Source organism: Capnocytophaga catalasegens, assembly GCF_026005215.1.
Lineage (GTDB): Bacteria > Bacteroidota > Bacteroidia > Flavobacteriales > Flavobacteriaceae > Capnocytophaga > Capnocytophaga catalasegens.
The window spans coordinates 9,020-13,327 of record NZ_BPMA01000013.1 but is presented as its reverse complement, the minus strand read 5'-3'; the positions used below and the strand labels follow the sequence as shown (position 1 = coordinate 13,327).

Sequence of the window (4,308 nt, the reverse complement as noted above, 5' to 3'; positions counted from 1 at the left end):
TTAATTACGGATATACAAAAAACTTTTCTCTTTTTGGGTTGTAAATTTCATCTGATTGAAAAGACTGAAAGGCATTGATAGATTTTTCTTGTAAAGAAGCTTTTTGAACAGATTTTACAAGACTATCAGAGATTTTATTTTTATCTCCAAAAAGAGAAAATGAAATTGCCCATTTTGCGACAAAATGGTATTTCATCCATTGGTAAATCCATTTATTTATATTAGATGAGGCAAGCCATTTGCCAAACTTTTTCCAAGGTATTTCAGGGGTTATTCCCCAAGGGGCAACCAATATCATTTTTTCAATAATATTTGGGTGTTGAAGCGTCATTTGTAAGGCAATGGCACCGCCCATAGACAGCCCACAAATATGGATTTTTTCAAAATTTATTTTTTGTAGAAATTCCAATAAAAATTCACAATAAAAATCCACAGAGTGCACATTATCAACACTTTGACTTGCTCCATAATTAGGCAAATCTATCGCGATTAGTCGCCTGTTGTCTGTCCACAAACGCAATACTTATTCCCAAGAAAGCATCGCAGAGTCTGTTCCTCCTCCGTGCAAAAATATCAATGGAATATCATCATTACCTGTTTGGTAATAGGCAATTTCAATGCCTTTGACAAAGATGGTTTTTGTTTCAATAGTGTTCATTTTTTATATTTCTTTAGTCAAGCCTTATTATTAAATCCAACGACGCACTTGTTTTAGATAGTTGATGTAATTTTTGCCAAAAATTTCTTTTAAAATCTTTTCTTCTGGAATGATTTGAAATTGAGTAATATAGGCGATAAATCCAACCACGCCCAACCAAGAAAGATGATTGCCAAAACCAAAAGTAAGCCCCACCAGACCCAAAGCCATTCCCAAATACATCGGATTTCTACTAAAACGATAAATGCCCGTATTCACTATCTGACTGCTTTTTTCGGGTGTGGTAGGATTGACCGTCGTTTTAGATTTCCTAAACTCCCAAACACCTGACAATGCGATAATTATTCCAAATAAAATAAAAAAAACACACAACCCAACAGATTGCACAACATAAAACGGAATCACCAACGGAATACCGATAACAATTCCTGCAAAAACCACAAGAACAATCACAGGTGGAATTTTTAAATCTAACATATTTTTCTTTTTAAAGTCGAGAGCCTTGACAGGCAATTTTTATATATTTTTTTAATTAAATAAACTCATTTAAAACGGTGGTTTCTTGGCTTTGGCTATCTATAAAAATAAGCTCAAAATCCGTTGAATTTTTGAGTTTTTGAAGCCTTGCCAAAAACGGCTCGAGCATTTCTATAAATCGCTCTTTATCAGTGGTGAAACGCGTAAAAATTTCGTATTTTTTGCTGTATTCTAAATGTGTGGTAACGGCTTTGTTTTGTCGCCAATTGAGTTCTTTAACCATTTGATATACAGGAGATTCTTTCTCTGGAATGGGCGATATTTTCAAATAAACCATTCCCGTTATTTTTTGCAAAGCAACCGCTGGGCTATCCTCCTCTATTTCAAAAGGATAGCGTTTGCCTCGGTAGTCAAAGCCGATTTCTTTTTCCAAAAGCGTAGCCAATTCTTCATCACCAATCAGCCCTTGGGTGTTGCTTTTTTCATCATTAACCCACTCACGCTCATAGAGTTCTGAAACAATCTGCTTTCTGTCGGCGGACAAAAATGGCGAATGTGTTCGGAGCATATTACTGATATTTTCCCTAAAATCGCCGTCCATTATCAAGCCCTCTTCATAGACATCGCAAACGGATTCGCACAGCTGGGCAAAGATGAAATCTTCTAAGTTTTTGGCTAAAATTTCCAATTCCAAATCATCGTGTGGCAAAAGGACAATCAGCGGTGCGTCCGCCTCAATTTCGGCAGGAAAACGATACCAAAAGCAATACCAATCGCCGCCATAAGTCATCGCAAACGGCACAAACAAATACTCAGGATTGACATTGCGATAATCGTCAGGGTCGCGAATTTCTTCTATCAAACCCTGCACTTCATTAGGGTTAATTAGCTCAAAATCATAAGCATATAGCAATAAAGACGGGTTTTGTTTGAGCTTCGGATAGGTCAAAGTCAGCCAGTTCGCCGATGCTTCGCCCATATCCAACATTTGGTTTTGGTACAATTGTTTGTACAAAGTAGGATATTCAAATCCAAATTCTTTTTCTAAAAGTTCTAATGTATTCATTTTAAAGATATTACTTGTTAAAAATTATTAGTTAAACATCTGTCAATGCGATGTTTTCATTAAAATTCACTTGCCATTTTTTATTTTTACGATAGCCGATTTGCAAGGTCAGTACATCGCCTTTGAACGAAAAATCTGTTATCATTGATGGTGCTAATACGCTTCCGACCGTGTCTTTGAGCGATACAGGTACGAGTATTGCTTTTTGTTTGGGTACTTTTATTTTCATCATAAACTGCATATAATCAGCAGGATTGGTAATGATTTTGTTACCATCGTACTGCATAATGAGCTGAAATTTCGTATCTTTGTGCGTGATATTTTTGGTTACTGTCCAGTCGCCTTGTAGGTTGGTTTCCAGTACTTTTTGAAAATTCAGTTCGATGTTTTCTGTTGTCCAGTCGTGCATTGGGGCGATGTCTATTAGGCTTTGTTTTACGGCTAAAAGGCTTCTTTGGGAAACAATTCATCAGGCGTATTTTTGAGTTTTTCCACATCTACCCAAAGTTTTATGCCGTGATGAAAACGCTGTCCGTTTTCGCTTTTGTCATCGGTCAGATATAAATTCAGCGGACGAATCGCTTTGGAAATGCCATTTTTACAGAAAAAATCTGCAAAATAAATCACCGAATACATTTTACTGCAAAAGTCTTTTTCTCGTTGGCTAAACGCATCTGTATCATAGACATACACATTGCCAATACGCATTGAAGTCATTGATTTCATAGTCTATTTTATTTATGTTAATATGTCAAATTCATCAAAATTCTCGCCATCAGACGAAGAAGCCATCCAAGTAAAATCTTCCAAAATCCCCTTGTAAAAAAATAACATCAGGTCATCGCCAACAAAAGAAATTTCATCTAAAACCAATTGATTTTCAAATGAAAGCAGGTCTAATGTAGGCTCGTCTCCCTTGAGAATTTCATCGTTATAAGTATCCAAGCATTCTTTGGCAAGGTAGTTCTTGGCTTTGGCGTCCATTTCTTTTAGTTTAGGAATCAACGAATTAACCAGTTTCAAAGTACTTTCTATGGGTTCGCCATCGGGTTCTAAAACCAGTGTTAAAGGTTTTTCATTAAATAAGATAGTTACTTGATTGTCTTTTAAATCGTTGATTGTTAATGCTTTCATATTTTTTCCTTTTAAAATTAAAGTGGAAAACTTCGTGTACACAATTAAGTATTTTTCAGAATGTAATAGTTGAAATTTGTAGGGTTAGTTTTCTAAAAAATTGGTTTCTAAAAACTTTTTTAAATTCTCTCTTTCCAGTGTAAAAAAGTTCGGAAAACGACCTTTGTCGCTATCATTTTCCCCTGCCCAAGTGAGATGCACTATATAGAAATGCTCATTATCAGTGAAAAGAACATCATCATTTCGCCCATTACACGCCAAAGCCTTCATTTCCAAATGCTTTAATGGGTGTTCTTTTGTCATTTCGCGCTGCAATTCTACTTCAAAAACACTTAAATTCTGAGGAATAAACCAATTAAAATCTTCGCCGTACTGGCTTTCTAACTCATCTATGATTATTTTTATATCATCTATCATTTTTTATTAATATTTTTCTTTTTGAAACTAAAAAATCACACTGTGCCACTTGTCGTCTTCGGCAAAAAATTCCTTACCTTCAAACATACAGGCACGGAGCAAAAATTCTTGGGCGTTTTGTGTATCGCCCTACTCCAAATAACATTGCCCCAACCGCAGACAAATAAACGGATTGTGGTAGCTATTTTTATGATATTGCCTTTGGCTTTTTCAAAGTTTTGCAGGGCTTTTAGGTAGTCTTTCAACGCAAAAAAAGCATCGCCAATAGAGGCAAAAAACCACTGACTTTGAGCATAATGCAACTGCGGTTCAGGAACTAACGCCAAGCTCTTTTGCCATTGGCTGATGGCTTCGTGATATTTTTCATCGTCAAAAAATGCGTTGCCACTTTCTGCCAATTCGTCTATTTTTTCAAGTGTGATTTCGTCTAATTCTTCCAAAGTGTAGCGTTTATCGCGATTTCCCATCGCTTTTCTGAGTTTGTGAACCATTGCCCAAACGGGTTCGTAACGCTTTAATCCCAATTGTTTTTGAATTTCTTTGGCAGAAAATCCTT

The 4,308-nt window shown here is 36.0% G+C and carries 8 protein-coding genes and 1 pseudogene; all 9 read right to left on the bottom strand.

The annotated features are described in order from the left end of the window. Positions 1-4: 4 nt before the first annotated feature. Complete coding sequence (locus tag OO775_RS03645; RefSeq protein ID WP_264845653.1) at positions 5-514, bottom strand: alpha/beta hydrolase; 510 nt, start codon at positions 512-514, stop codon at positions 5-7. A 9-nt stretch (positions 515-523) separates the two neighbouring features. After that, positions 524-658 (bottom strand): alpha/beta fold hydrolase, encoded by a 135-nt coding sequence (locus OO775_RS03640; RefSeq protein ID WP_264845652.1) that lies wholly within the window; start codon positions 656-658, stop codon positions 524-526. Positions 659-688: 30 nt separating this feature from the next. After that, positions 689-1,135, bottom strand: coding sequence for a methyltransferase family protein (locus OO775_RS03635; RefSeq protein WP_264845651.1), 447 nt, complete (start codon positions 1,133-1,135; stop codon positions 689-691). 55 nt (positions 1,136-1,190) lie between these two features. After that, the gene (locus OO775_RS03630; protein WP_264845650.1) at positions 1,191-2,201 is read right to left on the bottom strand and encodes an SMI1/KNR4 family protein; all 1,011 of its coding nucleotides are present in this window, start codon (positions 2,199-2,201) and stop codon (positions 1,191-1,193) included. A gap of 31 nt (positions 2,202-2,232) precedes the next feature. Beyond that, positions 2,233-2,610: a hypothetical protein gene (locus OO775_RS03625; protein WP_264845649.1), complete on the bottom strand. Its 378-nt coding sequence runs from the start codon at positions 2,608-2,610 to the stop codon at positions 2,233-2,235. 32 nt (positions 2,611-2,642) lie between these two features. Continuing rightward, the gene (locus OO775_RS03620; RefSeq protein ID WP_264845648.1) at positions 2,643-2,927 is read right to left on the bottom strand and encodes a hypothetical protein; all 285 of its coding nucleotides are present in this window, start codon (positions 2,925-2,927) and stop codon (positions 2,643-2,645) included. A gap of 12 nt (positions 2,928-2,939) precedes the next feature. Beyond that, positions 2,940-3,335, bottom strand: a complete 396-nt coding sequence (locus OO775_RS03615) for a hypothetical protein (protein WP_264845647.1) — start codon at positions 3,333-3,335, stop codon at positions 2,940-2,942. An 84-nt stretch (positions 3,336-3,419) separates the two neighbouring features. Further along, positions 3,420-3,752 carry a hypothetical protein gene (locus tag OO775_RS03610; RefSeq protein WP_264845646.1) on the bottom strand — a complete coding sequence of 111 codons (333 nt, stop codon included), beginning with the start codon at positions 3,750-3,752 and terminating at the stop codon, positions 3,420-3,422. Positions 3,753-4,174: 422 nt separating this feature from the next. Further along, positions 4,175-4,308, bottom strand: a pseudogene (locus tag OO775_RS03605) (IS1595 family transposase); the annotation flags it as partial.

Bases quoted from the DNA above. Each gene is read 5' to 3' on its own strand.
- OO775_RS03620 (WP_264845648.1), bottom strand. From the start codon at position 2,927: ATGAAATCAATGACTTCAATGCGTATTGGCAATGTGTATGTCTATGAT.
- OO775_RS03615 (WP_264845647.1), bottom strand. From the start codon at position 3,335: ATGAAAGCATTAACAATCAACGATTTAAAAGACAATCAAGTAACTATC.
- OO775_RS03610 (WP_264845646.1), bottom strand. From the start codon at position 3,752: ATGATAGATGATATAAAAATAATCATAGATGAGTTAGAAAGCCAGTAC.
- OO775_RS03640 (WP_264845652.1), bottom strand. From the start codon at position 658: ATGAACACTATTGAAACAAAAACCATCTTTGTCAAAGGCATTGAAATT.
- OO775_RS03625 (WP_264845649.1), bottom strand. From the start codon at position 2,610: ATGCACGACTGGACAACAGAAAACATCGAACTGAATTTTCAAAAAGTA.
- OO775_RS03635 (WP_264845651.1), bottom strand. From the start codon at position 1,135: ATGTTAGATTTAAAAATTCCACCTGTGATTGTTCTTGTGGTTTTTGCA.
- OO775_RS03630 (WP_264845650.1), bottom strand. From the start codon at position 2,201: ATGAATACATTAGAACTTTTAGAAAAAGAATTTGGATTTGAATATCCT.